Annotated in this window: 26 protein-coding genes and 1 tRNA gene; 14 read left to right on the top strand and 13 right to left on the bottom strand. The window is 72.2% G+C overall.

Annotation, left to right across the window (positions count from 1 at the left end; translation table 11 throughout):
• Positions 1–119: 119 nt before the first annotated feature.
• The 8 genes from obgE (at position 120) to E1212_RS02045 (ending at position 5981) form a co-directional block, all read left to right on the top strand.
• Entirely contained in the window at positions 120–1463 is a 1344-nt protein-coding gene (obgE, locus tag E1212_RS02075; protein ID WP_131978616.1) for a GTPase ObgE, read from the top strand.
• Positions 1460–2623 carry a glutamate 5-kinase gene (gene proB / locus E1212_RS02070; protein WP_131978393.1) on the top strand — a complete coding sequence of 388 codons (1164 nt, stop codon included), beginning with the start codon at positions 1460–1462 and terminating at the stop codon, positions 2621–2623. The genes obgE and proB overlap by 4 nt, the downstream gene beginning before the upstream one ends.
• A 47-nt stretch (positions 2624–2670) precedes the next feature.
• Entirely contained in the window at positions 2671–3921 is a 1251-nt protein-coding gene (locus tag E1212_RS02065; RefSeq protein ID WP_131978390.1) for a glutamate-5-semialdehyde dehydrogenase, read from the top strand.
• A 17-nt stretch (positions 3922–3938) separates the two neighbouring features.
• Positions 3939–4085, top strand: coding sequence for a hypothetical protein (locus E1212_RS29855; protein WP_203416199.1), 147 nt, complete (start codon positions 3939–3941; stop codon positions 4083–4085).
• A 28-nt stretch (positions 4086–4113) separates the two neighbouring features.
• The gene (gene nadD / locus E1212_RS02060) at positions 4114–4710 is read left to right on the top strand and encodes a nicotinate-nucleotide adenylyltransferase (protein ID WP_238992222.1); all 597 of its coding nucleotides are present in this window, start codon (positions 4114–4116) and stop codon (positions 4708–4710) included.
• Between the two features lie 55 nt (positions 4711–4765).
• Positions 4766–5164 (top strand): ribosome silencing factor, encoded by a 399-nt coding sequence (rsfS, locus tag E1212_RS02055; protein ID WP_131978384.1) that lies wholly within the window; start codon positions 4766–4768, stop codon positions 5162–5164.
• The gene (locus E1212_RS02050; RefSeq protein WP_203416197.1) at positions 5161–5796 is read left to right on the top strand and encodes a histidine phosphatase family protein; all 636 of its coding nucleotides are present in this window, start codon (positions 5161–5163) and stop codon (positions 5794–5796) included. Before rsfS ends, E1212_RS02050 begins: the two co-directional genes overlap by 4 nt.
• A gap of 112 nt (positions 5797–5908) precedes the next feature.
• A tRNA-Ala gene (locus E1212_RS02045) sits at positions 5909–5981 on the top strand.
• Positions 5982–6405: 424 nt separating this feature from the next.
• Here E1212_RS02045 and E1212_RS02040 read toward each other — a convergent pair.
• Positions 6406–8376: a glycoside hydrolase family protein gene (locus E1212_RS02040; protein WP_162605259.1), complete on the bottom strand. Its 1971-nt coding sequence runs from the start codon at positions 8374–8376 to the stop codon at positions 6406–6408.
• A gap of 259 nt (positions 8377–8635) precedes the next feature.
• On the opposite strand from E1212_RS02040, the gene E1212_RS02035 reads away from it, so the two are divergent.
• On the top strand, positions 8636–10258 hold the full coding sequence (locus E1212_RS02035) for an exo-alpha-sialidase (RefSeq protein WP_162605258.1): 1623 nt from the start codon (positions 8636–8638) through the stop codon (positions 10256–10258).
• Between the two features lie 81 nt (positions 10259–10339).
• On the opposite strand, the gene E1212_RS02030 is transcribed toward E1212_RS02035, so the two are convergent.
• A complete protein-coding gene (locus tag E1212_RS02030) occupies positions 10340–11119 on the bottom strand; it encodes an LLM class flavin-dependent oxidoreductase (RefSeq protein WP_131978372.1) in 780 nt (259 codons plus the stop codon).
• A gap of 53 nt (positions 11120–11172) precedes the next feature.
• The gene (locus tag E1212_RS02025) at positions 11173–11871 is read right to left on the bottom strand and encodes a helix-turn-helix transcriptional regulator (protein WP_162605257.1); all 699 of its coding nucleotides are present in this window, start codon (positions 11869–11871) and stop codon (positions 11173–11175) included.
• Between the two features lie 207 nt (positions 11872–12078).
• Here E1212_RS02025 and E1212_RS02020 point away from each other — a divergent pair, with 207 nt between their 5' ends.
• The 4 genes from E1212_RS02020 to E1212_RS02010 all read left to right on the top strand — a co-directional run bounded on the left by E1212_RS02020 (position 12079) and on the right by E1212_RS02010 (position 14965).
• Entirely contained in the window at positions 12079–12981 is a 903-nt protein-coding gene (locus tag E1212_RS02020; RefSeq protein WP_131978613.1) for an EamA family transporter, read from the top strand.
• 211 nt (positions 12982–13192) lie between these two features.
• The gene (locus E1212_RS02015) at positions 13193–14080 is read left to right on the top strand and encodes a baeRF11 domain-containing protein (protein ID WP_203416193.1); all 888 of its coding nucleotides are present in this window, start codon (positions 13193–13195) and stop codon (positions 14078–14080) included.
• The gene (locus tag E1212_RS29850; RefSeq protein WP_203416191.1) at positions 14077–14229 is read left to right on the top strand and encodes a hypothetical protein; all 153 of its coding nucleotides are present in this window, start codon (positions 14077–14079) and stop codon (positions 14227–14229) included. Before E1212_RS02015 ends, E1212_RS29850 begins: the two co-directional genes overlap by 4 nt.
• 157 nt (positions 14230–14386) lie before the next feature.
• Positions 14387–14965: a dihydrofolate reductase family protein gene (locus tag E1212_RS02010; RefSeq protein WP_131978366.1), complete on the top strand. Its 579-nt coding sequence runs from the start codon at positions 14387–14389 to the stop codon at positions 14963–14965.
• Here E1212_RS02010 and E1212_RS02005 read toward each other — a convergent pair.
• From E1212_RS02005 to E1212_RS01990, 4 genes are all read right to left on the bottom strand, one after another.
• Positions 14947–15657 (bottom strand): helix-turn-helix domain-containing protein, encoded by a 711-nt coding sequence (locus E1212_RS02005; protein WP_131978363.1) that lies wholly within the window; start codon positions 15655–15657, stop codon positions 14947–14949. The genes E1212_RS02010 and E1212_RS02005 overlap by 19 nt on opposite strands.
• Before the next feature lie 20 nt (positions 15658–15677).
• Complete coding sequence (locus E1212_RS02000) at positions 15678–16205, bottom strand: anthrone oxygenase family protein (protein WP_131978360.1); 528 nt, start codon at positions 16203–16205, stop codon at positions 15678–15680.
• A 171-nt stretch (positions 16206–16376) separates the two neighbouring features.
• Positions 16377–16703, bottom strand: coding sequence for a nuclear transport factor 2 family protein (locus E1212_RS01995; RefSeq protein WP_131978357.1), 327 nt, complete (start codon positions 16701–16703; stop codon positions 16377–16379).
• Positions 16704–16713: 10 nt separating this feature from the next.
• Complete coding sequence (locus E1212_RS01990) at positions 16714–17352, bottom strand: HD domain-containing protein (RefSeq protein WP_131978354.1); 639 nt, start codon at positions 17350–17352, stop codon at positions 16714–16716.
• An 83-nt stretch (positions 17353–17435) separates the two neighbouring features.
• Between E1212_RS01990 and E1212_RS01985 the strand changes: the two genes are divergently transcribed.
• On the top strand, positions 17436–18407 hold the full coding sequence (locus E1212_RS01985; RefSeq protein WP_131978351.1) for a GlxA family transcriptional regulator: 972 nt from the start codon (positions 17436–17438) through the stop codon (positions 18405–18407).
• Here E1212_RS01985 and E1212_RS01980 read toward each other — a convergent pair.
• From E1212_RS01980 to E1212_RS01955, 6 genes are all read right to left on the bottom strand, one after another.
• Complete coding sequence (locus tag E1212_RS01980; RefSeq protein WP_131978349.1) at positions 18398–20449, bottom strand: glycosyl hydrolase family 28-related protein; 2052 nt, start codon at positions 20447–20449, stop codon at positions 18398–18400. The genes E1212_RS01985 and E1212_RS01980 overlap by 10 nt on opposite strands.
• Positions 20450–20502: 53 nt before the next feature.
• Entirely contained in the window at positions 20503–21258 is a 756-nt protein-coding gene (locus E1212_RS01975; RefSeq protein WP_131978346.1) for an SRPBCC domain-containing protein, read from the bottom strand.
• Positions 21255–21590, bottom strand: a complete 336-nt coding sequence (locus E1212_RS01970) for an ArsR/SmtB family transcription factor (protein ID WP_131978344.1) — start codon at positions 21588–21590, stop codon at positions 21255–21257. The genes E1212_RS01975 and E1212_RS01970 overlap by 4 nt, the downstream gene beginning before the upstream one ends.
• Before the next feature lie 14 nt (positions 21591–21604).
• The gene (locus E1212_RS01965; protein WP_131978341.1) at positions 21605–21967 is read right to left on the bottom strand and encodes a VOC family protein; all 363 of its coding nucleotides are present in this window, start codon (positions 21965–21967) and stop codon (positions 21605–21607) included.
• Positions 21968–22051: 84 nt separating this feature from the next.
• On the bottom strand, positions 22052–23314 hold the full coding sequence (locus E1212_RS01960; protein ID WP_131978338.1) for a sugar ABC transporter permease: 1263 nt from the start codon (positions 23312–23314) through the stop codon (positions 22052–22054).
• Positions 23311–24147 carry an ATP-binding cassette domain-containing protein gene (locus tag E1212_RS01955; RefSeq protein WP_203416189.1) on the bottom strand — a complete coding sequence of 279 codons (837 nt, stop codon included), beginning with the start codon at positions 24145–24147 and terminating at the stop codon, positions 23311–23313. Before E1212_RS01955 ends, E1212_RS01960 begins: the two co-directional genes overlap by 4 nt.
• Positions 24148–24227: the final 80 nt, after the last annotated feature.

The raw sequence follows: 24227 nt of genomic DNA, 5'->3' as shown, positions 1-24227 counted from the left end.
GAATCATCGGGGCGGGCCGGTCATGTCGACCGGCCCGCCCCATTTTCGTGGATCCACTCCGGTGCCGAACCGGCCCGAGACCTGCGTGCGAAGCTGAGGACACAGAGAAGATCATGGCCATTCCGTCGTTCGTGGACCGCGTCGTGCTGCACCTGGCAGCGGGTGACGGCGGACACGGCTGTGTGTCGGTCCACCGCGAGAAGTTCAAGCCGCTCGGCGGTCCCGACGGCGGCGACGGCGGGCGCGGCGGCGACATCGTCCTCGTCGTCGACCCCAACACCACCACGCTGCTCGAGTACCACCGCTCGCCGCACCGCAAGGCCAAGAGCGGCGCGCAGGGCGAGGGCAGCAACCGCGACGGCGCCAACGGCGAGGACATCGAGCTGAAGGTGCCCGACGGCACCGTCGTGAGCACGCGCGACGGCGAGGTGCTGGTCGACCTCGTCGGCGCCGGCACCCGCTACGTCGTCGCCCAGGGTGGGCACGGCGGGCTGGGCAACGCGGCGCTGGCCAGCAAGCGCCGCAGGGCCCCGGGCTTCGCGCTGCTCGGCGAGCCGGGCGAGACCAAGGACGTCGTGCTCGAGCTGAAGAGCGTCGCCGACATCGGGCTGGTGGGCTTCCCGAGCGCCGGCAAGTCCAGCCTCATCGCCGCCATCTCGGCCGCGCGGCCGAAGATCGCCGACTACCCGTTCACCACGCTGGTGCCCAACCTCGGCGTCGTCGAGGCCGGCGACGTCCGCTACACCGTCGCCGACGTCCCCGGGCTCATCGAGGGCGCCAGCGAGGGCCGTGGCCTGGGGCACGCGTTCCTCCGCCACGTCGAGCGGTGCAAGGCGCTGCTGCACGTGGTCGACCTCGCGACCATGGAGCCGGGCCGCGACCCCCTCACCGACATCGACCTCATCGAGTCGGAGCTGGAGAAGTACGGCGGCCTCGACAAGCGGCCGCGCATGGTCGCGCTGAACAAGATCGACGTGCCCGAGGCGCGCGAGCTGGCCGACCTGGTCCGCGCCGACGTCGAGGCGCGCGGCTGGGAGGTCTTCCCGGTGTCGGCCGCCACCCACGAGGGCCTGCGCGAGCTGACGTACGCCATGGGCTCGCTGGTCGCCGCCGCACGGGCCGCGGCGCCGCCGCCGGAGCCGACCCGCCTGGTACTGCGGCCGGCCGCCGTCGACGACTCCGGGTTCACCGTCACCGACGAGGGCGAGCGCTATCGCATCCGCGGCGTCAAGCCCGAGCGCTGGATCCGCCAGACCGACTTCACCAACGACGAGGCGGTCGGCTATCTCGCCGACCGGCTGGCTCGCCTCGGCGTCGAGGAGGCGCTGCTCAAGGCCGGTGCCCGGGCCGGCGACGAGGTGGTCATCGGCGGCGAGGACGCGGTCGTGTTCGACTGGGAGCCCGCGGTCGACGCCGGTGGCGAGCACCTCGGCCCCCGCGGGACCGACTCCCGGCTGTCATGACCGGCGGCGCGGGAGCGGGCGCGGACGGCCGGGGGGCGGTCGCCGCCGCGCCCCGTGTAGTCGTCAAGATCGGGTCGTCGTCGCTCACCACCGCGCACGGCGGCCTCGACGACGTCCGGGTCGCCACGCTGGTCGACGCGCTGGCGAAGGCCCGGGCGTCCGGTCGCGAGGTGGTGCTGGTGTCGTCCGGCGCCATCGCGGCCGGCCTGGCGCCGCTGGGCATGGCCACGCGGCCGCGCGACCTCGCCCGGCAGCAGGCGGCCGCCAGTGTCGGCCAGGGCCTGCTCATGGCCCGTTACACGTCGGCGTTCACCGGCCACGGGCTCCAGGTGGGCCAGGTGCTGCTGACGGTCGACGACGTCACCCGCCGCTCGCACTACCGCAACGCCTACCGGACGCTGCACCAGCTGCTGCAGCTCGGCGTCGTGCCGATCGTGAACGAGAACGACACCGTCGCCACTCACGAGATCCGCTTCGGCGACAACGACCGGCTGGCCGCGCTGGTCGCGCAGCTGGTCCACGCCGACCTGCTGGTGCTGCTCAGCGACGTCGACGGCCTGTACGACGGCAACCCGCACAAGCCCGGCGCCACGCGGCTCACCGACGTGCACAGCCTGGCCGACCTCGACGGCATCGACATCGGTTCCGCCGGCCGCTCGGGGCTGGGCAGCGGCGGCATGGTGACGAAGGTCGAGGCGGCCTCCATCGCGACCGGCTCCGGCATCGACGTCGTGCTGGCGTCGGCGCCCGAGGTGTCGGCGGTGCTGGCCGGCGACACCGTCGGCACCTGGTTCCACCGCCGGGCCGGGCGCCGCTCCACCCGGCTGCTGTGGCTCGAGCACGCCACCGACGGGCGGGGTGCGCTCACGCTCGACGCGGGCGCCGTACGGGCCGTCGTCGAGCGCGGCGCATCGCTGCTGCCGGCCGGCATCACGGCCGTCACCGGCACGTTCACCGCAGGCGACCCCGTCGACCTCCTCGACGAGTCCGGGCGGACCGTCGCCCGCGGCGTGGTCAACTACGACGCCGCCGAGCTGCCGGCGCTGCTCGGCCGGTCGACGAAGGAGCTGGCCCGCGAGCTGGGGCCGGAGTACGAGCGCGAGGTGGTCCACCGCGACGACCTCGTGCTGCTCGGCCGCGCGAGCCGGCCGAGCGTCTGACGGCGTACGCCGCGAGGGCGGCTCTCACCGGCGCCTAGAATGGGCGGGTGACCACCACCTCCGTCGCCGATCTCGGCCGCCGGGCCCGCGCGGCCGCCGCCGATCTCGCCGTCCGCACCCGGGCCGAGAAGGACGCCGCGCTGCACGCCATGGCCGACGCGCTGGTCGCGAACGCCCCGGCGATCATCGACCGCAACGCCGCCGACGTCGAACGGGCACGCGAGAACGGCACCGCCGAGGCCATGATCGACCGCCTGCGCCTCGACGAGCCGCGCATCGCCGGCATGGCGAGCGGCCTGCGCCAGGTCGCCGGCCTGCCCGACCCCGTCGGCGAGGTCGTCCGCGGCTACACGCTCCCCAACGGCCTGCAGGTCACGCAGCGCCGGGTGCCGCTGGGCGTCGTCGGCATCATCTACGAGGCCCGCCCCAACGTCACGGCCGACGCCGCCGGGCTGGCGCTGAAGAGCGGCAACGCCGTCCTGCTCAAGGGCTCGTCCAGCGCGGCCGCGTCCAACGAGGCCATCGTCGGCGTGCTCGCCGCGGCGGTCGCCGCGGCCGGGCTGCCGGGCGACTCCGTCCAGCTGGTCCAGGGCGGGCACGATCAGGCGAAGGAGCTCATGCGTGCCCGCGGCCTGGTCGACGTCCTCATCCCGCGCGGCGGGGCCGGGCTGATCCGCAGCGTGGTCGAGGAGTCCACCGTCCCCGTCATCGAGACCGGCGTCGGCAACTGCCACGTGTACGTCGACGCCGACGCCGACGTCGCCATGGCGGTGCAGATCCTGCTCAACGCCAAGACGCAGCGGCCCAGCGTGTGCAACGCCGCCGAGACGCTGCTGGTGCACGCCGACGTCGCCGACGAGTTCCTGCCGGCCGCGCTGGCCGCGTTGCGCGAGGCCGGCGTCACCGTCCACGGCGACCAGCGCGTCCGGGGCTACGACGACGCCGTCGTGCCGGCCACCGACGACGACTGGTCCGCCGAGTACCTCTCGCTCGACCTCGCCGCCGCCGTCGTCGACACCCTCGACGACGCCGTCGCGCACATCCGGCGCTGGGGGAGCGGGCACACCGAGGCCATCGTCACGCGGTCGCTGGCGGCGTCGCGGCGGTTCGCGGCCACCACCGACTCCGCCGCCGTCATGGTCAACGCCTCCACCCGGTTCACCGACGGCGAGCAGCTCGGCTTCGGCGCCGAGATCGGCATCTCCACGCAGAAGCTGCACGCCAGGGGCCCCATGGGCCTGCCCGAGCTCACCACCACGACGTACGTCGTCACCGGTGACGGGCACGTGCGCGGCTGACGATAGGCTGTCCCACCATGGACACCGTCGTGCTGTTGGCCGAGGAGGCGCACTCCTCGTCGGAAGGATTCCCCGCCTGGGGCTGGGGCCTCTCCGCGTTCGGCATTCTCGTCGTGCTGCTGCTCGTCGTCATGAGCTTCGGCAAGGGGCGTCCGCACGCCTGAACAGGGGACGGGCACGACGGTGTCGTCGGTGAGCAAGCCGAAGCGGCTCGGGGTCATGGGCGGGACGTTCGATCCCATCCACCACGGGCACCTGGTCGCGGCCAGCGAGGTGCAGCACTGGTTCCACCTCGACGAGGTCGTCTTCGTGCCCACGGGTGAGCCCTGGCAGAAGACCGACCGCGAGGTCACGCCGGCCGAGGACCGCTACCTCATGACCGTCATCGCCACGGCGTCGAACCCGGTGTTCTCGGTCAGCCGGGTCGACATCGACCGCGGCGGCCCCACGTACACCGTCGACACCCTCCGCGACCTGCGCGCGCACTACGGCGAGGACACGGAGCTGTTCTTCATCACCGGTGCCGACGCGCTGGGGCAGATCCTGTCCTGGCGCGACCACGACGAGCTGTTCGAGCTGGCGCACTTCGTCGGCTGTACCCGGCCGGGGCACGACCTCACCGCCGTCGGCCTGCCGGAAGGCAAGGTGACGCTGGTCGAGGTGCCGGCGCTGGCCATCTCGTCGAGCGAGTGCCGGCACCGCGTCGTCGGCGGCGAGCCCATCTGGTACCTCGTCCCCGACGGCATCGTCCAGTACATCAACAAACGCGGCCTCTACGTCGAGGCATGAGACGCTGGAGACCGGCCACCAGCCGGTCGCCCGAACAGGAAGAGAGGAACGCCGCTTGTCCGCAACCGAACGTGCGATCCAGCTCGCGGTCGCCGCCGCGGAGGCGGCCTCCGACAAGCTGGCCGATGACATCGTCGCCTTCGACGTGTCCGAGCGCATGGCCATCACCGACGTGTTCCTGGTCTGCTCGGCGTCCAACGACCGGCAGGTCCGGTCCGTCGTCGACGCCGTGGAAGAGCGCCTGCGCGGGCTCCAGGCCCGCCCCGTCAGTCGCGAGGGCGAGCGCGAGGGCCGCTGGGTGCTGCTCGACTACGTCGAGATCGTCGTCCACGTCCAGCACGCCGAGGAGCGCGTCTTCTACGCGCTCGAGCGGCTGTGGAAGGACTGTCCGACCATCGAGCTGCCGGCCGAGGTGAACGCCGGACGGGGCCCGCGCTCCGGAGACGAGGAGTGAGCCGTCGCATCGTGCTGTGGCGGCACGGCCGCACCGAGTGGAACGCGTCCGGGCGGTTCCAGGGCCAGACCGACGTGGCCCTCGACGACCTCGGCCGCGAGCAGGCGCAGGAGGCCGCGTCGCGGCTCGCGGCGCTGGCGCCGAACCTGCTGGTCTCCTCGGACCTGCAGCGGGCCCAGGACACCTGCGCGCCGCTGGCCGGGATCCTGGGTCTCGACGTCGACCTCGACGCGCGGCTGCGCGAGACCTTCGCCGGCGAGTGGCAGGGCTGCACGACGCCCGAGATCGCCTCCCGCTGGCCCGACGAGTTCAAGGCCTGGCGCGGCGGCGACCCGTTGTTGCGCGTCGGCGGCGGCGAGACCCGGCAGGAGGTGGCCGAACGCATGTTCGCCGCCGTCACCGACGCCGCGGCCCGGCTGCCCGAGGACGGCCTCGCCGTCCTCACCTCCCACGGCGGCTCGTCGCGGCTGGGTATCGCCGCGCTCATCGGCCTGCCGCTGCACCGCTTCACCAACGTGGGCGGGCTCTCCAACTGCTCGTGGTCCATGCTCCGCGAGGGCGACGACGGCTGGATCCTGGTCGAGCACAACGCCGGCACACTGCCCACTCCGGTGGTGATCGAAGAGGGGTGACCTGATAGCCTCTGCGAGGTCGTTCGGCCTGCTTTTCGGGGCCGGGCATCGCGGGTGGTCCGATTATGAGGTTCACCCCGCCGTCGGCTAAGCTTACGAAGCCGTTCGGCACGGGGCTGTGGCGCAGCTGGTAGCGCACCTCCATGGCATGGAGGGGGTCAGGGGTTCGAGTCCCCTCAGCTCCACCCGATCCGCTGGTCAGCGGTCATGTTCGACCTCCTCATCCAGGAGGACCGCATGGCCGCTCACCACAAGCTCACAGGTTCACCGCGCGGCCGGCAGTGTGGCCGTATGGCCGTCGCCACATATCGCGGGATCGCCGTGGTGCTGGCGGCCGCCTTCGTGGAGTCAGACGCTGCGCGAGGCCGGGCCGATTCCCCGCACGGGCGGAACGTCGCTGCGTCGCGGTCGCTGCGCGTGCCTCGGATCGACGGAGGCTCGCCGCCTCTGCGGAAAGCGGCGAGTGCCCTCCGTCGATCACCGCGGGCACGTCGTCGTGGACGACCTCGGGTTGCGCCGCCGCCGGCGACCATCGACGCGGTTCGCCCGACGATCCCGCATCCTGCGAGCGACGATCGTCGGGACCCGGGCGACGGTCGCGGCGGCCGGCTAGTCGTGGAACCGGTAGGAGTACAGGTTGCCGTCGTCGAGGTGGAAGCGCACCCGGACAGTCGTCCCGGTCAGCGTGCTCAGGTCGTGGGCGCCGGCCCAGCGGATGCGGTGGTCGGTCCGGTCGCCCATGACCTTGCGGCTCTCCGTCAACGTGAACCCGGGGATGGGCTCGCCGTCGGCGTCGAGGATCTCCACCCGCAGGGTGCCCCCGGGTGCCAAGGCGGCGTTGACACTGAGCGCGGTGCCGTCGAACACGAGCGGCTCGGTCGTGACGACGCCGGGCTGGTCGCCGCCGTTGGCCAGCGAGGCGAAGCCGTCGACACGCCAGGTCGCCATGCCGATCGCGGCCCCGCGGTTCGGGGACCCGTCATGGAAGCCGTCCCACCCGGAGTAGTACAGGCGAAGCTCTCTGCCCGTATCGACGAGCGAGCTGGCGGTGTAGATCATGCCGGCGTCCCACGAGCCGGGGACGCCGCGCGGGATCACGGAGCGGCGGTCGTCGCGGGTCCAGGTGCGCAGATCGTCGCTGAACGCCAGCTGCACGTCGACAGGCCCGGAGCCGGCCATGCCCGGCGTGCCGCCACCCGGCTTGTAGATCCACGGGAAGCCGACCCAGCCGCCCTTGTACGCGGCGACCGGGAAGCCGTAGATCTGCGCGTTGGTGTGACCGTCGGCCGTTGCCATGAGCTGGTCGCGCTCGTCGGCCGCGAGCACCAGCTGCGGCTCGCTCCACGTCTCGAAATCGTCGCTGGTGGACAGGAAGGCGACGCGGATGCCGGGGACCGGCCGCAGTGGCGGCTGCTTCCACGTGACGCCGAACTCGCCGGTGTCGGGGTTCTGGAAGACGTTGGCGACGTCGGCGCCGGTGCTCACCGGGTTGCAGTCGCAGGCGGTCCAATGGATGCCGTCGGCGGAGAAGTAGACCACGTATCCCTGCGCGTAGTCCATCGCCATCATCTTGTACCGGCGGGCGGGGTCGTCTTCGAACGGGTCCTTCAGCACGGACGGGCTGTGGATGTTGTCGCCGATGACGATGTTGTTCGCCGTCGACCCCTCGTACTCGTAGATGCCGAGCTCGGGCTTGTCCCAGGTGCGCCCGTTGCGGGACGTGGCGTACATGTTCAGGTATTCGCCCAGGTCCCAGTTGTACGAGTGGTACCACATCTTGTAGAGCTGGTCGTCCTCGTCGAAGAGCACACTGCCGTAGAGGTAGACGTTGTTGGCCTCCCACGGACGGTCGGGCCGGAGGATCGGCTCGCCGCTGATCTCGGCCTCGTGGACGACCCTGCCGACGTGCGTCATGGTGTCGACTCTGTCCAGGTCGTGGAAGAGCTGCGTTCGCTGGCCGATCTCGGGGTCGTACGGCGCGGGCGGGTTCAGCAGGCGCAGCGCGACGTCGTCGACGTAGCTCGTTCCCGCCGGGCTGTTGGAGCCGTAGATGAGCAGCTTGATCGTGGTGGCGGTCGCCGGTGCGGTGCCCGCGACCGTGACGAGCTGCCACGTCGCCGACGGCTCTGGCGTCGCGTGGGTCTCGCTGACGCGCCGCCCGTTCGCGTCGTAGAACTCCAGGTAGAGCCAGGCCGGCACGCCGGAGGCCGTGCGGATCCAGGCCGACGCCTCGTACTCGCCGTCGCGGACGGACTCGATCGGGCTGGACCAGATCGCGATGCCGGTGTCCGCCGGGTCGACGACCTCCAGGCTGCGCTCGCCTCCGTGTGCATCGCCCTCGACGACCGTGGCCGTCTGGGCGCGCGCGGGGTCCAGCCGCCACCCGACCGCCCAGCCGTCCGCGTCGACCTCTTCGAAGCCGGCATTGGGCACCTCGACCGCGACGGGCTCCCCGGCGGCGGTGGTGCTGTCGCTCGCCATGACGGCAGGGGCGTCGCCGAACGGCTGGGACGGGCCGGCGCTCCGCGGGTCGGCCGGCTCCAGCGCGAGGGTCAGCCCAGCACCGATGACGGCGGACACGGCTGCCAGGGCAGCAGGGGCGGAAAATCGTCGAGACAGCCTCATCTGATCACTCCACTGGGATCGGATTCTGACGGCGCGTAGCCAGAGGGAAACGCAGAATCGTGTTCCATGTCAATGTTCGGCGAGCAGCCGGATCCCGGCCCAGGACGGACAAGCTATTGACATGGAATGTCGTGCCAGGTTCAGTCGACTACCGACGTCACCGCAGCTCACTCGAAGGGTCGTGCTCCACGGCCACGAATCGAAAGGAGCGATCATGACCAGACATTCCCGGAAGCTCCGCAGGGCCACGGTCGGTGCGCTGATCTCCGGTCTCGCTCTCGTCGCCGCCGGCGGCATGGCCGGAGCGCCAGCGAGTGCCGGACCGGACGACCCGACTCGACCCGACGTGGTCATTGCGACGCAGGAGGGCGACCAGAAGCCGTTCTTCCCCGAGCTCGTGCATCTCGAGGACGGTCGCCTGGTGAGCGTCTTCTACTGGAACAACGAGCATTCCGCAGGGATCCCTGGAGGCGATCACGACGGGCAGGTGCGGTGGACGGAGAGCACGGACGGCGGGGCGACGTGGTCGCAGCCGCGGGTGGTGATCGACACATCGTACGACGACCGCGACGCGCAGATCACGCAGCTTCGCGACGGGACCATCGTGATCACCTGGTTCCAGACCGAGTGGGCCGGGTACCCCGCCGAGGCCGCCACGATCATCGGCACCTTCGTGACGCGTTCCGAGGACGGCGGGCAGACGTGGTCCGAGCCCGCCCAGGTGCAGTCGTCGATGAGCTGCGGGTGCGGCGCGCGCAGCGGCGCATACCACCTCGGGTGGGCGGCCGAGTCCGGTGAAGTGGTCGAACTCGACGACGGCGACCTGCTGATCCCGCTGTACGGCACGCGTCCGGACTCCGCCCTCGGCCGCGCCAGCGTCGTGCGCAGCACCGACGGCGGGCGGACCTGGCCGCTGGAGAACGAGGTGATGCTTCCGGCGGAGCCCGGCATCGGCCTCTCCGAGACCGAGCTGGCGGTGCTTCCGGGCGGTCACGTGACCGCGGTGATCCGCCCCGGCTACGTCAGCGACTCCTACGACGGCGGCCGCACCTGGACCGTCGCCGCCAAGGTCCCCTGGAGCATGCAGGCCCCCGACCTGCTGACGCTGCCGGGCGGACGGGTGCTGCTCACCTATGGCGGGCGCGACTACGGCTCGAACGAGCCGATCGTGGGCCGGCTCCTGAGACGCGGTGAGGCGTGGACCGACACGACCCCCGTCCTGCTCTACATGTCGCAGCAGAACGTCGACCAGGGCGATCCGAGCACCGCGGTCGTGCGGGGCGGCCGGTTCCTCACGGTCAGCTACGACACGAACCTGCACGCCGTCGTCGGCACCTTCAGCTCACTCGCCGACTACGTCCGTGCCGAACCGCCGGTGGTGGAGGCTCCGACACCCGACGACGTCCTCGACCTGCCGGCCATGGTCGCCGCGGGGGAAGCCACCTTCGAGACCGATCTGACCAGCAGCCATCAGAACCACCCCACCGCCCAGCCGGGCGGAGCGGTCGACGGCGTCGCCGAGTACTGGCACTCCTCACTCGGCCCCGTCGCCACACCCGAGGCGCCGCGCCACTTCACCCTCAGCTTCGCTGCGCCGCAGCGGATCTCCTGGATCGGCCTGAACCTCAAGCCCGGCTACGCCGAGACCGCCTCGGTCTACCTGTCGGCCGACGGCGAGAGCTGGGGCGACCCCGTCGACGTGCGCACCGGGCACGTCTCGGTGGCCGGCGAGATCGCCTGGGCCGAGATCGACCACACCACCGCCCAGCACGTCAAGATCGTCATCACCGAGTCGGCGGGCGCGTCGATGCTCGCAGAGCTGAACATCGCCCGCTGAGCCGGCGAGGAGCAGCAGAGGTGGCCGGCCACGCAACGGTGGCCGGCCACCCGCTGCCGTGCGATGACACGGACAGTGGGCTCAGGCGGGTGGGCCGGCGCTGATGGTGTCTCGCAGCTGGTCGAGCCACCCGGTCACGATGATCCACGTGACGCCCGCATGCTCATAGGCGGCAGCGTCGTCCGCCGACGGGACATCTGGGCAGATGAGGGCGACGTCGAAGTCGTGGAGGTCGCCGCGTGATCCTGTCACCGTCTCGCAGGCCTCGCGCACGGCGGCGGGCGTCACGGTGCCGATCCCGCTCTCGGCGTTCGGATCGGTGAGCACGATCCCGTCGTGGCGGGCTGCCCGACGGGCCGGCGCGGGATGGGACACGGTCGCCGCGACCCAGACCGGGACGGTCCCGTTCACCGGCGTCGGCAGGAACTGCGCGTCGCGGACGGTGACGTGCGGCCCTTCGTGGTCGACGCGGGTTCCGCTCCAGAGCTCGACGAGAGTCTCGAGCGCCTCGTCGAGCCGTTCCGCGCGCGTGCGCGCCACCGCGTCCTCGCCGAATGCGGTGAACTCCTCGGCGGGGTTGCCGAGCCCGACACCGAGCACCAGCCGCCCACCGCAGAGCCGGTCGACGGTGACGGTCTCGCGCGCCACCTTGTGCGGGCGGCGGCGGGCCAGGGGTGTCACCATCGGACCGATCGTGATCCGCCTGGTGCTCACCGCCAGCGCCGCGAGCACGGTCCACGTGTCCGCGACCGGCATGGGTGCCGCCGGGCTGCCGTAGACGTGGTCCCAGAGGAACGCGCCGTCCCAGCCGGCGTCCTCGGCCGCCACGCCGAGGTCGATCAGGTCGGACGGTTCGGTCATGGTCGCGATGCTCACCGCGTAGCGCACGTCGCGTCTCCTGCGTTCTCAGGGTGTCAGATCTCCACCGTGCGGCCCTGCGTCACCCAGATCGACAGGTCGGCGATCGGGCGTTCGGCCGCCCGTTCCTCGGTGAGGCGCAGCGCCTCCACCCGGTCCAGGCGGAAGACGCGCCCGGCTTCACGCGTCCGGCACCAGGCGACGAGGTACCAGTGGCCGCCGGTGAGGTACAGGCCGTGCGCCTCGACGACGCGCCGGGTACTGCGTCGCTTCCGGTCGCGGTAGGTCAGCTCACCCACCCGGCGCTCGGCGACCGCGGCCTCGACGTGGGCGCGCAGCTCCGCCGCCACCATCGCGTCGTCAGCGACCGGGCCGATGCGCACCCGGTCGGCCAGCTCCCGCGCGGCCCGCACGTCCGCCTCACGCATGCCGGAGAGCAACTTCGCCCGCGCCCGTCGTCCGGCGTCCTGATACGGCAGGTCCGTCGATGTCGCCAGCGCGACGACGATCGCCACCGCCTCCTCCGGCGTCAGGTTCAGCGGCGGCATGCTGGTCGCGCGCACGATGGAGTAGCCGCCGTCCCGGCCGGGGTCGCTCCACACAGGCACACCGGCCAGGAGGAGCGCCTCGATGTCGCGTTCGATGGTCCGGCTGCTGACCTCGAAGCGATCGGCCAGCTCCCGGCGCGTCACCCGGCTGGGTGCGCGGGCACGCAGCTCGTCGACGATGGCGTACAGCCGATCGGATCTGGGCATGTCGTCCTCACCACGGAATCGTCTCGCCGCGGCCATCGTCACACGCCAACCTCGACACCCTCACGTCGACGTTTCGCCGCGAATGCGGCCGGCTCTGGTGGCGGGCGCCCTGGCTCGGCGGCCACCAGAGAGAAGAGCCCTCCCGGCCTCGCCGAAAACCGTGTGACGCCTGCCGGCCGATCGTCGATAATCCTCCGGGTGGCCGGCATGAACGTCGACAGCACACCGCCTGGCCCGTCCCCCCGGTCCTCCCTGACCGCGCTGGCCGGGCGCACGTTCGACGCCGTCCCGCCGCCGGCGCTGGTCCTGCTCGGCATCGTCAGCGTCCAGCTGGGCTCGGCCGTGGCCAAGCAGCTGTTCAGCGAGGTGGGAAGCTTCGGGACCGTCGCGCTGCGGCTGATCTTCGCGGCGGTCGTGCTCATGCTGGTGTGGCGGCCGTCGGTGCGCATGACCCGCCGCACGTGGACGGTGGTGCTCGGCTACGGCGTCATCCTCGGCCTGATGAACCTGTGCTTCTACCTGGCGCTCGACCGGCTGCCGCTGGGGCTCGCGGTCACCATCGAGTTCCTCGGGCCGCTCGCGGTGGCGCTGGCCGGGTCGAGGCGCTGGCTGGACGTCGTCTGGGCGCTGCTCGCGGCCGCGGGGGTGGTCCTGCTCATGGAGGGCGGCGGCGACCTCGACGTCGTGGGCGTGCTGTTCGCCCTCGCCGCGGGAGCGTTCTGGGGCCTGTACATCGTGGTCGGCGCGGCGCTGGGCCGGCACACCACGGAGGGCAACGGGCTGGCGCTGGGCATGGCCGTCGCCGCCGTGGTGGCAGTGCCCTTCGGCGTGGTCGACGCCGGTACGGCGCTGCTCCAGCCGTGGGTCCTGATCGCCGGGCTCGGCGTGGCGCTGTTGTCGTCGGTGCTCCCGTACACGCTGGACCTCGAGGCGCTGCGCCGCATGCCGGCGCGCGTGTTCGGCATCCTGATGAGCCTCGAACCGGCCATGGCCGCGCTCATCGGCCTGGTCGTGCTCCAGGAGGCGTTGCACTGGTCGCAGTGGATCGCGGTCCTGTGCGTGGTGGTCGCGTCCGCGGGCGCCACCCGCGGTGCCCGCCCCGACGTCTGACATCCGCTCGCCACCGAGGACGGCCGCGGCCGGGCCGAGTTCGCCGATCGCTTCGAGCTGGTCGGCCACGGCAGCGGTGGGGTCCGCTGGCTCCTTGGCCGCTCTGCACTGCGTGAGACGGTAGGGATGTGACGCTGCACACAGACATCCCGGCGCGCGCTCAGCTGCAGCGGCTGATCGCGGCGCGCGATCCGGTCAGTGCTCGGTGTACGTGCCGACGAGTCCGCTGACGCAGCAGGCGCAGGCGGGCCGCATCGAGCTGAAGAACCTGGCCGCCGAGGCGACCCGGCAGCTCGAGCGGTCCGGCGCCGACCGCACCGCCGCCACCGCCGTCCGCGAGGCGCTGGAGGAACTCGTCGAGGACGACGACTTCTGGGCCGAGCAGGCGCGCAGCCTTGCGGTGTTCGCCACCCCGGGCGGCGTGGCGGTGTTCCGGCTGCCGAACGAGCTGACCAGCGTCGTCGAGGTGGGCGACCGGTTCTACGTGAAGCCGCTGCTGCGAGCCGTCACGTTCCCGCAGGCCGCGTGCGTCCTCGCGCTCGCGGCCGGATCGGTGCGTCTGGTCGAGGTCACCCGCGACGGGCCGCCGTTCACCGTCGACGTCCCCGGGCTGCCGAAGGACGCGGCGTCCGCCGTCGGCAAGGCGTCGATCACCGAGCGGTCCCCGATCGGCCGGCTCCAGGGCTCGGAGGGGCAGAAGGCCCGGCTGGGGCAGTACGCCCTCAAGGTCGACCAGGCGCTGCGCGGAGTGCTCACCGGCCTCGAGCTGCCGCTGATCCTCGCCGCCACCGAGCCGCTGAGCTCGATCTACCGTTCGCTGAACAGCTACCCGCACCTGGCCGGGCCGGCCATCGTCGGCAGCCCCGAGGGCGCCACCGACGCCGACCTCGCGGACCGGGCGCGGACGGTGCTGGACGAGGTCTACGCGCAGAGCTCGCCGCCCTCCGCGACCTCTACGCCCAGCGCTTCGACCAGGGTCGCGCGTCCGCGGACCTCTCGACCATCGCGCGTGCCGCCACCTACGGCGTCGTCGACACGCTGGTCGTCGACATCGACGAGACGGTGCCGGGCCACGTCGACGAGGAGACCGGGGAGGTGACACTCGCCGCCGACGACGCTGCCAGCTACGGTGTCGTCGATGAGATCACCCGCCGGGTGCTGCTCGACAGCGGCCGCGTGCTGGCGGTGCGCGCCGAGGACGTGCCCGGGGGCGGGCCGGTCGCGGCGGTCTTCCGGTACGCGTTCTGAGTGTCCGGCCGGCCTGCGTGCCGGTGTTCGTGACCGGCAGCCGCCGTCCGTCTGAAGTGATTCGCGCCGGACGGCGGCTGTCGTTTCCGTCCAAGACGGCGGGCGCGGCCGGGGTCTACCGTGGGCGCGACACACCGACCACGAGGAGAAGAGCACGATGCGCAAGCTGGTCTACACCGGATTCATGTCGCTCGACGGCGTCGTCGACTCGCCGGGCGGCGGCGCGGCTGAGGAGCACCGCAGCGCCGGCTGGGTGTTCGAGGACCTCGAGTTCGTGCCCGAGGCCTGGGACCTCAAGAGCGAGGAGCTCGAGGACACCTCGGCGCTGATGTTCGGCCGCCGCACCTACGAGCTGTTCGCGCCGATCTGGCCCGCGTCGCAGGACCACGCCTCCTACAAGGAGCTGCCCAAGTACGTGGTGTCGACCACGCTGCCCGATGACGCCGCCGTCGAGGACTGGGGCCCGATCACGTTCCTGCGCTCCATCGACGACATCAAGGCGCTCAGGGAGGGCGAGGGCGGCTCGATCTACATCCACGGCAGCGCCGAGCTGGCGCAGCGGCTGTCCGACGCCGACCTCATCGACCAGTACAACCTGCTCGTCTTCCCGGTGCTGCTCGGTGCGGGCACCAGCATCTTCGGCCGGGCCGACCGCGCGAAGCAGATGCTGAGCCTGCGCGAGTCCGAGACCTACTCGAACGGGATCATGAAGCTGGTCTACGACGTCAAGCGCTGATCCAGGTCGAGTGCGATCGCCCCGCCGACGCGGTCGCGCAGCTGCCCGGCGGTGCGCCCGACGTACGTCCGCAGGGCCCGGGCCAGGTGCGGCTCGTCGAAGTAGTCGAGCTTGGCGACGACGTCGGCCGCCGGGGCACCGGCGGCCAGCAGCTCCGCCGCCGTCCGGGCCCGCTCGATCTGCCGGACTGCGCCCCGGGTGAGGCCGGTCGCCGCGCGGAACCGGCGCTCGACGGTGCGGCCCGACGCTGCCAGGCTGTGGCCGCGGAGGATCTCGGTGACGATCGGGTCGCGGACGACGATCCCGGCCCGGACCAGCCGTTCGACCAGCGCCTCGGCGTCGTCGGGCCCCGGGGTCTCCCAGCGCGAGCCGTCGAGCCGGAAGCTCCGGCGCGTGGTGTCGGGGAGCACGACGCCGCCGTCGACCAGCTCCGGCGTGGGCAGGGCTCGCAGCGAGGTGCCCAGGGCGAAGTCGATGCCGGTGAAGGTGGCGCCCTCGGGCACCGGCGCGGTGCCGGCCCTGGTCTCGGGGCCCGTGACGCTCGTGTACGCCCGGCCGTCCTGGACCCAGAACACCAGGCCCCACCGCACTGCCGCCACCGACGTCATCCGCGTGACCCGCTCGCTCGTGCAGGTCCACACGGCGTCGACCCACGGCGAGTCGGACGCACGCGTCCCGAACCGCAGCTCCACGGCCGAAGGATACTGCGCGGTCAGCGGGCGGTCCGCAGCTGCAGCGCCCGGACGAGGGCGCCGGCGGCCACGAACGACAGCACGGTGCGCACGGCGTTGGCGGCCACCCAGGTGGTCTCGAACCGCTCGCGGACGTCGGCGAGCGCGGCGGCGTCGGACAGGTCGCGGACCGCGTCGATCTCGTTGTTCAACGGGACGTTGACGGCCATGGTCAGGACGAAGACGACGACGTAGAGCGCGAAGGCGACCATGGCCCAGCGCACGACCGCCGCGGGGTCGCGCCGCCGCAGCACCATCGGGGCGACGGCGGCCAGCACCAGCGCGACGGTGTAGCTGCCCGGGAACACGGCGTTGTCGTTGTAGCGCTGCAGTGTCGTCACGAAGGTGTGGTCGTCGGCGCCGGCCAGGTTCGGCATGACGGCGGCGGCGAAGGTGACGTTCAGCCCGGCCACGAGGACCAGCGCCAGCAGGGTCGTCCAGACGGCGATCCCGATCCATCCCCGGCCCGCGGTGCCCTGGCGGGCGCTCTCCTGCATCAGTGGGGTCATGACGTCCACTGTGCGGGCAGCGCCTCGGCGGAACAATGCCTCAGGGTCGCGTATTCATGCCCGATCGTCCAGGACGCCGGACGGTCGGACGGTCAACCGAGGGCCACCGGCAGCCGGCCCGCCGCCGTTGCCCCGCGCCGCACCAGTGGGTCGTCCCCGCCTGGATCGTTGTCAGCTGATGCGCACGCTCGCGATGAGCCCGTCGCGGAGCTGGAAGGCCATGGGGCCGGTGCCGTTGAAGCCGTTCCCCGTGACCTTCAGCGTGGCGACGTAGCTCTCCGGTTCCGCGCCGGGCTCGATCGCGAGCAGTTCGAAATGCGACTGCTTGCCGATGTTGTCGGTGCCGTCCCAGCTGCGCACGCCGTCGTGGCCGTGGAACTCGCGACCCCAGTCGTTGAGGTACGCGTCGTCGGTGAAGGCGGCGACGAACGCCTCGGTGTCGCCGCGGTTGGTCGCGTCGATGAACGCCTGGATGGCCGCGGGCGTGTCGGTGCTCATGCCCGGCAGGCTACTCGGGCCAGGCGCTGCCGAGGACGATCCGCACGAAGTCGTCGCGGACGAACCCGTCCTGGTAGTGCTCGAGGACGTCGGCGTTGACGGTGCCGAAGGTCGAGCGCGGGCGGTGCGCGTTGCCCTCGGCGAACGCGTGCAGGATGCGCTTCTTGAAGTCCGGCCGCGGGTGCGCCGTCGTCACCGCGGACCGCTGCTCCTCCGTCAGGTCGTGGTAGCCGATCCCGAGGACGTCGGTCTCCACCCCCGCGGTCACCAGGGCGACGACGGGGTCGAGGAACTCCGGGACGCCGGGCGTGGTGTGCAGCGCGATGGCGAGCCAGATCGTCCGTGCGTCGTCCTCGTCGACGCCGCGCTGCCGCAGGAAGTCGCGGGCCGCGTGTGCGCCGTCGACCTCGAACCGCAGAGGGGACTCGCGGTAGCCGCCGGTCAGGCCGATGTCGTGGAACATCGCGCCGGCGTAGAGGAGCTCCAGGTCGGCGCGCAGGCCGCGCACCTGGCCCTGCAGGGCGCCGAAGAGGAACACCCGGCGGGAGTGGTGGTAGAGGAGGTCGTCCTCGGTGTCGCGCACGAACTCGGTCACCTCGCGCGCGAGCCGGGTGTCGGGGACGGTGATGCCGGCGATGGTCTCGGTCATGGTCCCAGCGTGCGTCGCGGCGGCGCCGAGGCGCGCTGTCTTGATGGACACCTATCCCTCGGATCCGGACATACCCTGAGACCGTGCACGACGTCACCTTCCTGGTGTTCCACGGGGTCAAGCTGCTGGACGTCTCGGGCCCGGCCGAGGTCTTCACCGAGGCCAACCGGCACGGCGCGGGCTACCGGGTTCGCTACGTGTCGCCGGGCGGCACCCCGGTCACGACGTCGGTGCGGGCGGTGCTGCCGGTCGACGGTGACGCGCTCGGACCCGCGGGTGGGGGCCCGGACGGCGCGGGGACGGTCGTCGTGGCCGGCGGCGACCGGCTGGTCGGGGCGCCCATCGAGGCCGAGCTGCGCGAGAGTGCCCGGCGACTGGCCGCAGCCGCCGGCCGGGTCGCTTCCGTCTGCACAGGGGCGTTCGTGCTGGCCGCCGCCGGGCTGCTGGACGGCCGGCGAGCGACGACGCACTGGCACCACACGGACCTGCTGGCCCGCGCGCATCCGCGCGTCGACGTGCAGCCCGACGCGATCTACGTCGCCGACGGCGCGGTCTACACCTCCGCCGGAGTGTCGGCCGGCATCGACCTGGCGCTGGCGCTGGTCGAGGCCGACCATGGCCCGGAGGTCGCCCGCGCGGTGGCCCGCGCCCTGGTCGTCTACATGCAGCGCCCCGGCGGACAGTCGCAGTTCTCCGCGCCGCTGCGAGCGCCGGTCCCGCGGCAGCCGGCGCTGCGAGCCGCTGTCGACGCCGTCGCCGCCGACCCCGCGGCCGAACACTCCCTCGCCGCGCTGGCGGCCGTCGCGAACGTCAGCCCGCGGCACCTCGGCCGGCTCTTTGCGGCCGAGCTGCGCACGTCACCGGCCCGGTTCGTCGAGCAGCAGCGCCTCGAGGCCGCGAAGTCACTGCTCGACGCGGGCCACACCGTCACCGAGGCCGCGCGGCTCAGCGGGTTCGGCAGCCCCGAGACGCTGCGCCGCGGGTTCACCCGGCGGTTCGGGATCGCGCCCAGTCGCTACCGCCAGAACTTCGCGACCGCCCGCCGTCAGGGCTGAGTCCACGGCGCCGGTTCGGGTGGCTCGATCGGGGCCGGGCGGTCGTCGCACCAGGTTCCCCAGGCATCCCAGCCGCCGTCGTTGCCGCCCAGCAGCTCGATCGAGAACTCCGGGCCGGTCGGCGGGAAGCCGAACGAGCCGCAGTTGTTGGTGAACGCGTGCCCGACCCCGCGGGCGTCGAGATTCTCCACCGTCGCGCTGCCGAAGGAGCGCGCGTTCAGCACGTTCGTCCCGGCGCCGTCGACCCGCACGTCGCGCACCGTCACGTGCGAGATGCCGTACAGGTCCTTGACCGCCCACTCGGACACGAACTGGATGGCGTTGTAGCCGACGTCGAGGAAGTCGGAGTCGAGCACCCGGAAGTCGGCGTCCAGCGACCCCTCGAGCGCGTAGAACCAGATCGCCCCGACGCCGATGTCCCAGTTCAGCTCGCGCGTCCCGGCCCGGACGGCGGTGTTGCGGGCGAACGTCAGGTGACCCCGGAAGTCGGTCGAGCCGTGCCGGTGGCCCGCGTGCAGCGCGGAGCCCTCGCGCACCGGGTCGGCGATGAGGTTGTCCGACACCGTGTTGTCGCGGCCGCCGTAGATCGCGATGCCGTTGGCCAGCACCGGCGTCTGGATCGTGTTGTGATCGAACGTGTTGCCGGTGTTCTTGTCCAGCTCCTTCGCGGCGTCGCCGCTGACATAGTGCGACCACATGGCCATCGCGTCGTCGCCGGTGTTGCGCACGACGTTGTTCGTCGCCCGTACGCCGGTCCAGCCGCGCCGGAGGTTCACGCCGTCGGCGATCTGGTCGACGATGACGTTGTCGCGGATCAGCAGGTCGCTGCCGGGACCGTCCAGCCAGATGCCGACCTTGGTGTTCTTGATGTACAGGCCCTCGATGACGGAGTCGCTGAGCGCGCCGCCCACGCCGTTGACCTGGTCACCGTCGATCCGCTCGGCCACCTCGCCGACGATCGCGAAGTCGGCCAGGCGCACGTTGCGGCTGCCGCCGCCGTCGTCGGACCAGCGGCCGTAGAAGCCGACGGAGTCGTGCCAGGACCCGTCCGGCGCCTGTGTCTCCCGCGCGGTGACCGGGCCGGTGATGATCGAGTGCCAGTTGCCCGCCCCGACGATCGCGACGTCGTCGACCACGATGTGCCGGGTGACGCGGAATGTGCCGGCCGGGACGTACACGACGGCGTCGCGGCCCGGGAAGCGCTGCTTCGCGTGCGCGATGGCGCGGTCGAACGCGGCCGAGGAGTCGCGGCGGCCGGACGGGTCGGCGCCGAACTGCAGGATCGACACCGAGTGCGGCGGCTTCGGTGCCGGCGGCGCGATCCGCTCGTAGTCGAGGAGGTCGACGACGGTCCAGGCGGCGGCCGCGGTGCGCGGCACGGTGAGCCGCAGCGTCGACCCGGCTGGGTGGGTCCGGTCCAGCCGCAGCCGCTGCTCGTCGTAGGCGTGGCTGGGCCGGTGCGGCTTCGCCTGACTCTCCGTGGGCGGGCGCCACCAGTCCGGGTGCAGCCAGTCCGACCCGGGGTCGTTCGAGAACGGGTAGTCCGCGTACAGCCAGGCGAACTCCGAGGTCAGCGTCATGACCTCGCGGTGGCGTCCGTCGACGGTGACCTCGAGCGGCGACTCGATGCCGCCGCCGGCCGGCGCGTCCGGGATGCTGGCACGGACGGTGATCGCGTTGGCCGGGCGGGTCAGCGTGAACTCCACGTACTCGCCGCGGTCCAGCCGGACGGCGTCGCGCCCGGATGCCTCCGCGCTCAGTGTGTAGGCGGCGCGCCGCTCGGTGCCGCGCCGGTCCGGGGTGTACGACGCGATGTCGCCGGAGGCCGAGGCACTGAGCAGCTCGCCGGTGTGGACGGCGAACTCCGCCTCCTGTTCGGCGAACGCGACGGTGGCGCCGCGACCCTCGACCAGCGCGGGATCGAGCGCGGCCCGGGTCTCGCGGGGAACGTGCGCCGGGGCGGCGGGAGCGGCGACGGGGGCGACGGTGGCGGCGGCGGTCGCGAGGACGGCGGCCGAAGCGACGACGAGACGGCTGCGCATACTCGGTCAAAGTACAGCAAAACCCGGTGCAAGAATACGAAAGAACTGGACAATCACCCGTCATTCGGGCCGGTAAGCGTCACCCGCCACGGCCGCACCGCGACGGTGAACAGGCCGTCGCGGACGCTGCGGTCGTCCTCGCTGGCGAGCCGGACGATCTCGGCGTCGCGGCCGGACCCCGGCAGCCGCAGGACGGTGACCCCTTCGCCGTCGGCGTCGCCGAGCGGGCCGGCGGCGACCAGATGCCCGGCGGCCCGCATGCGGCCGAGGAACGCGACGTGCTCGCGGAACCGCGGGTCGTCGACGATCGGCCCGGCGATACCCGCGTCCGGAGCCGGGCGGTGCAGCAGCAGCGCCCAGGTCGCCGCGTCGCCGGCCCGGGCGACCTCGTCACTGTAGCGGCCGAGCACCGTGGGCCAGCCGTGGTCGTAGTCGGCGCGGGCCGCGGCCGGGTCGGCATAGGCCTCCCAGCCGCTGTGCCGCAACGTCACCAGCGTGCCGCCGTCGACGGCGCCGAAGGAGACCTCGACCAGGCCGGCGGCGTCCGCCGGCCGGCCCGGATGCCAGGTGAACGCGACCGTCGCGGGCGGCTCCCAGTGGGTCACCGTGCCCCACACGGACTCTTCGCCCGTCGTCGAGCGCTCGACGAGGACGCCGCCGTCGAAGACGACGGTGGCGGCGCGCTCGTGGTAGACGCCGTGCTCGGCGAGCGGCCACCAGCGGCCGATGCGGCTGGTGAACACGTCGAAGGCGACCGCCGGTGCGGCTTGGACCAGCACCTCGCGGCGCAGTGGCGGGACGTGATTCATGACTCCACCTCGTGATCCTGGGACGAGACGCGGGCGACCTCCGCGGCGTAGGCGGTGAGCGCGGTGGCCCACGTGCCCGCCAGCCACTGCTGCACGGCCGCCAGCCCACCCGGCGCCAGCGCGTAGAGGTTCCGGGTGCCGACGCTGCGGTGCTCGATGAGGCCGGCGCCGCTGAGCACCCGCAGGTGCTTGCTCACGGCGGGCCGGCCGACCGGCAGTCGCTCGGCCAGCTTGCCGACGGGCGTCGGGCCGTCGCGCAGCAGTTCGAGGATGCGCCGCCGCACGGGCTCGCCGAGGGCGTCGAACGCCGCATCCGCTGATTGGTTACTCATGGGCAACGGTTACTCTACAGCAACCATTGCTGATCCGCGACCGGTGCGCCGCCGTAACCGATCTCGTTGCCGTCGGGGTCGAGATAGGTGATCTTGCGGACGCCGTTGCCGTACGTCTCGCGCGCCGCCGGCTCGATGCCGCGCGCCGAGATGCCCTCGACCAGCGCGTCGAGGTCGTCGACGAAGATCGTGACATGGGTGCGGCCGGCGTGCTCGGCCCGCTGGTTCACGGCGATCGACCGGTGCTCGGCGAGCTCCCACACGACCTCGGTGTCGTGGGCGCGGAACGTGAACGGGGCGCCGAACAGCTTCTCGTACCAGGCCGTCGCGGCGTCGAAGTCGGTGACGGGCATGACGGCGTAGAGGTCCAGGGCCATGGGCGCGATCGTAGCGATCCGATCTCGCGATCCCGTTGAGCGGGAGCCCGGCGGCGTACGTGCGCGCCGCCGGGCTCCCGGTCGTCAACCTCGGCCGCTGCTGGCGCGGGCGCGCCGGGCGATGGCGTCGATCGACACCGCGAGCAGCAGGACCGCCCCGGTGACGATGTAGCGCACCGAGGAGTCCACGCCGATGCGGTTCAAGCCGCTGTTGATGGCGGTCAGCACCAGCACGCCCAGCAGGGCGGAGTAGGCCGAGCCCCGGCCGCCGAACAGGCTGACGCCGCCGATGACGGCCGCCGCGATCGCGGTGAGGTTGACGTCGTTGCTGCCGCTGGCCTGCGACACCGACGTCAGCCGGGCGAGGAACATCAGGCCGCCGGTCGCCGCCAGCAGGCCGGTCAGCGAGAACGCCGAGATGTAGATCCAGTTCACGTTGATGCCGGAGCGGCGGGCCGCCTCGACGTTGCCGCCGACGGCGTACAGGTGCCGGCCCCAGGTGGTCTTGCGCAGCACCAGGTCGAGAACCACGACCAGCGCGACGAAGAAGACCACCGCGAAGCCCCAGCCGCGGTCGATGTTCAGGTAGTACGTGAGGAAGCCGAGGCCGGCCAGCATGATCGCCGACTTGCCCAGCACCAGCGTCAGCGACTGCGCGGGCAGCCCGGCCGCCGTCCGGCGCCGGATCCCGATGATGCTGACCAGCGCGTACGCCACGACGACGACCACCACGGCGACGTAGGACACCGCCGGGCTGAGGAAGTCCTCGCGGGCGAACTGGGCCAGCGGCGAGGTGCGCGGCAGGTTGATGGTGCCGGTGTCGCCGAGCACCACGTACTGCAGGCCGACGAAGCCGAGCAGGCCGGCCAGCGTGATGACGAAGCTCGGCACGCCGATCTTGGTGAAGATCAGGCCGTACGCGATGCCGATGACCGCACCCGTCCCGGCGCCGGCCAGCAGCCCCAGCACCAGCGGCTGACCCTGCTGCACCACCAGCACCGCCGTGATGGACCCCGCCAGCCCGCTGATGGAGCCGACGGACAGGTCGATCTCGCCGAGCAGCAGCACCAGCACGACGCCGACCGCGATGATGCCGTACGGCACCGCGTTCAGCGTGATGTTGACCAGGTTGCTCGACGACAGGTACGTGACGTCCTGCAGGTAGAAGACCAGGCCGATGACGAACAGTCCCACGACCACCGGCAGCAGGCCGAGGTCGCCGTCGCGGACCCGGCGGCGGAACGCGTCGGCGGCGCCGCGCAGGCCGGTGTCCTGGGCGAGCCGCTCGTCGATGAGGTCGGCGCGGGCCGCCGTCTCGTCGGTGGGAGCCGTCCGCGTAGTGCTCATGCCTCGACCTCCCCGGTCTCGGTCGCCGGCGGGACGCGGCGGGCGTGGCGCTCGGCCACGACGTTGTCCGACGCGCCGGTGATGGCGGCGACGAGCTGTTCGGTCGTGACGTCGACGGTGCGGAACTCGGCCTCGTTGCGGCCCAGGCGCAGAACCACGATGCGGTCCGCGACGGCCTGCACGTCGGCCATGTTGTGGCTGATCAGGACCACGCCGAGGTTCTGCTCGCGCAGCCGCTCGACGAGGTTCAGCACCTCTGCGGTCTGCGCGACGCCCAGGGCGGCGGTCGGCTCGTCGAGCATGACCACCTTCGGGCTGCCGACCAGGCTGCGGGCGATGGCCACGGTCTGCCGCTGTCCGCCGGAGAGGCTGGCGACGGGGATGCGCACCGTCGGGATCTTGGCGCCGAGCTCGCGCAGCAACCGCCACGACTCCTTCTCCATGGCCACCTCGTCCATCCAGGCGTTCGAGCCGAGCTCGCTGCCGAGGAACAGGTTGCCCACGACGTCGAGGTTGTCGCAGAGCGCGAGGTCCTGGAAGACCGTGGCGATGCCCAATGACTGTGCGGCGCTGGGGCTGTGCACGTGCACCTCCCGGCCCTCGACGCGCATCCTGCCGGAGTCGGCCTGGTACACGCCGGACATGATCTTGACGAGGGTCGACTTGCCCGCGCCGTTGTCGCCGACCAGGGCGACCACCTCGCCGGGGTGGACCCGGAAGTCCACGCCGGCCAGCGCCTGCACGGCGCCGAAGTGCTTGCCGATCCCGGTGAGCTCCAGGACCGGCTCTGTCGTCTGCGCGGGGGACCCGCTCTCGTGCGTGGCGACGCTCATCCGCACCATCTCCTCACTCGGATCAAGGGTGGCACCGGCCGGGAGATTCCCGGCTCCAGTGCCACCCCTGACGTCGTCTC

Origin of the sequence: Jiangella ureilytica (genome assembly GCF_004348545.1) — a bacterium.
Lineage (GTDB): Bacteria > Actinomycetota > Actinomycetes > Jiangellales > Jiangellaceae > Jiangella > Jiangella ureilytica.
This window is presented reverse-complemented; position numbering and strand designations above follow the sequence as displayed.

Bases quoted from the DNA above. Each gene is read 5' to 3' on its own strand.
- proB (WP_131978393.1), top strand. From the start codon at position 1,460: ATGACCGGCGGCGCGGGAGCGGGCGCGGACGGCCGGGGGGCGGTCGCC.
- E1212_RS29855 (WP_203416199.1), top strand. From the start codon at position 3,939: ATGGACACCGTCGTGCTGTTGGCCGAGGAGGCGCACTCCTCGTCGGAA.
- E1212_RS02035 (WP_162605258.1), top strand. From the start codon at position 8,636: ATGACCAGACATTCCCGGAAGCTCCGCAGGGCCACGGTCGGTGCGCTG.
- E1212_RS02030 (WP_131978372.1), bottom strand. From the start codon at position 11,119: ATGACCGAACCGTCCGACCTGATCGACCTCGGCGTGGCGGCCGAGGAC.
- E1212_RS02025 (WP_162605257.1), bottom strand. From the start codon at position 11,871: ATGCCCAGATCCGATCGGCTGTACGCCATCGTCGACGAGCTGCGTGCC.
- E1212_RS02020 (WP_131978613.1), top strand. From the start codon at position 12,079: ATGAACGTCGACAGCACACCGCCTGGCCCGTCCCCCCGGTCCTCCCTG.
- E1212_RS02010 (WP_131978366.1), top strand. From the start codon at position 14,387: ATGCGCAAGCTGGTCTACACCGGATTCATGTCGCTCGACGGCGTCGTC.
- E1212_RS02000 (WP_131978360.1), bottom strand. From the start codon at position 16,205: ATGACCCCACTGATGCAGGAGAGCGCCCGCCAGGGCACCGCGGGCCGG.
- E1212_RS01995 (WP_131978357.1), bottom strand. From the start codon at position 16,703: ATGAGCACCGACACGCCCGCGGCCATCCAGGCGTTCATCGACGCGACC.
- E1212_RS01990 (WP_131978354.1), bottom strand. From the start codon at position 17,352: ATGACCGAGACCATCGCCGGCATCACCGTCCCCGACACCCGGCTCGCG.
- E1212_RS01980 (WP_131978349.1), bottom strand. From the start codon at position 20,449: ATGCGCAGCCGTCTCGTCGTCGCTTCGGCCGCCGTCCTCGCGACCGCC.
- E1212_RS01975 (WP_131978346.1), bottom strand. From the start codon at position 21,258: ATGAATCACGTCCCGCCACTGCGCCGCGAGGTGCTGGTCCAAGCCGCA.
- E1212_RS01970 (WP_131978344.1), bottom strand. From the start codon at position 21,590: ATGAGTAACCAATCAGCGGATGCGGCGTTCGACGCCCTCGGCGAGCCC.
- E1212_RS01965 (WP_131978341.1), bottom strand. From the start codon at position 21,967: ATGGCCCTGGACCTCTACGCCGTCATGCCCGTCACCGACTTCGACGCC.
- E1212_RS01960 (WP_131978338.1), bottom strand. From the start codon at position 23,314: ATGAGCACTACGCGGACGGCTCCCACCGACGAGACGGCGGCCCGCGCC.
- E1212_RS01955 (WP_203416189.1), bottom strand. From the start codon at position 24,147: ATGAGCGTCGCCACGCACGAGAGCGGGTCCCCCGCGCAGACGACAGAG.